General features: G+C 49.0%; 2 protein-coding genes. One reads left to right on the top strand and one right to left on the bottom strand.

Annotated elements, in window-relative coordinates:
- Positions 1 to 479: lipoyl protein ligase domain-containing protein (locus KW93_RS16305; RefSeq protein WP_033544114.1), on the bottom strand; the 479-nt coding region annotated here is incomplete at its 3' end.
- Between the two features lie 176 nt (positions 480 to 655).
- On the opposite strand from KW93_RS16305, the gene hemQ reads away from it, so the two are divergent.
- A complete protein-coding gene (hemQ, locus tag KW93_RS16300) occupies positions 656 to 1405 on the top strand; it encodes a hydrogen peroxide-dependent heme synthase (protein ID WP_033544113.1) in 750 nt (249 codons plus the stop codon).
- Positions 1406 to 1534: the final 129 nt, after the last annotated feature.

Genomic DNA, 1534 nt, shown 5'->3' with positions numbered 1-1534 from the left:
ATGCCGGCGAATTTCCGCCCGCCGATGCTGAGGTCATAGGAACCCGGACAATACGAGCCGACGATTTCGTAGGCATCGATTGCCGCTTCCGGAAACAGCTTGCGCACCAGTTCCAGCATCATGTCGTAGCCTTCCGGAATGTCGATGGCGCTTTCCTTTTCGGACACGACGACAGAAATGTTCAGGACGCCCGCATCAAGTACGACAGCCAGGCCGCCTGAATTTCTTACGATCGGTGTGTAGCCGCGTTCTTTCAATAACTGGTTAGCCTCGTCAATATGCGGCAGGCGGTGATCCTGGATGCCGAGCACTACCGTATCGTCATGCACCCACGTGCGGATGGTCGGCTCACTTTGGCCGGAGCCGACCAGTTCGCACAAAAGATCGTCCGCCGCAAATGATTCGAGCGCGGATTTATTTTTGGCGCTGAGGGATTGATCCCAGAAACGCCACTCAGTCTGTTCGGTAAATAACGGCATGTTTTTTTCTCCTCTTCAAAGCGTTCGCTTGATTTTATTTTACCTGAAGGGATGTCCCGTGAAAAGGAACGATGGTCATGGCAAATTGGTGACAGGCACCTCTTTTGAAGGAAGTTGCTCAGTGGGTATGATAAACTGGATTGGAGAGATTTTTTATTAGAAGGAGTGTTTATCATATGAATGAAGCTGCAATTACATTAGACGGCTGGTACGTCCTCCATGATTTTCGGTCAATGGACTGGGTATCCTGGAAAATGCTGACGGACGAAGAGCGTCAATTCGCAATCGACGAATATCAGGCGTTTATGGACAAGGTCAACCAGGCCGATGAAAATAAAACCGGTGCACACGCATTGTATTCAATTGTCGGGCAAAAAGCCGACGTAATGCTGATGCTGCTGCGCGAAACGATGGACGAATTGCGTGAGCTTGAAACGGAATACAATAAATTGACGCTTGTGGCGTACACGGTTCCGACTTACTCTTACGTATCAGTAGTGGAACTTTCCAACTACCTGTCCGGCAAATCGGACGAAGATCCATATCAGAATCCGCATGTACGCGCGCGCCTGTATCCGGAACTTCAGCGTTCGCAGTACATCTGCTTCTACCCGATGGACAAACGCCGCGACGGCGACGACAACTGGTACATGCTGCCGATGGACGAGCGCAAAGATCTGATGCTGTCCCACGGTAAAATTGGCCGCAGCTATGCAGGCAAAGTGAAACAAATCATTTCCGGCTCTGTCGGCTTTGATGATTACGAGTGGGGCGTAACCCTGTTCGCAGATGATGTTCTCCAGTTCAAGAAACTGATTTACGAAATGCGCTTCGACGAAGTCAGCGCGCGTTATGCTGAGTTTGGGTCGTTTTATGTGGGTACGCGTTTGGATGCGGACAGACTTGTGAAGTTTTTGGAAGTTTAATAGAAGATTTGATGAGAGCCGCCTTTTTTGGCGGCTTTTTTTGATTGGGTGGTGTTGAGTGGAGTTTTTTATGGAAATATTAAACTTATTTTTCTTAACCGCAACTAAATCAGTTGCAACCGCAACTAA

Source organism: Planococcus sp. CAU13 (genome assembly GCF_000775575.1).
Classification (GTDB): Bacteria; Bacillota; Bacilli; order Bacillales_A; family Planococcaceae; genus Planococcus.
Note: the sequence above shows the minus strand (reverse complement) of the source record. Positions and strands in the feature narration are given on the sequence as shown.

Coding starts and splice junctions, on each gene's coding strand:
- hemQ (WP_033544113.1), top strand. CDS start 656: ATGAATGAAGCTGCAATTACATTAGACGGCTGGTACGTCCTCCATGAT.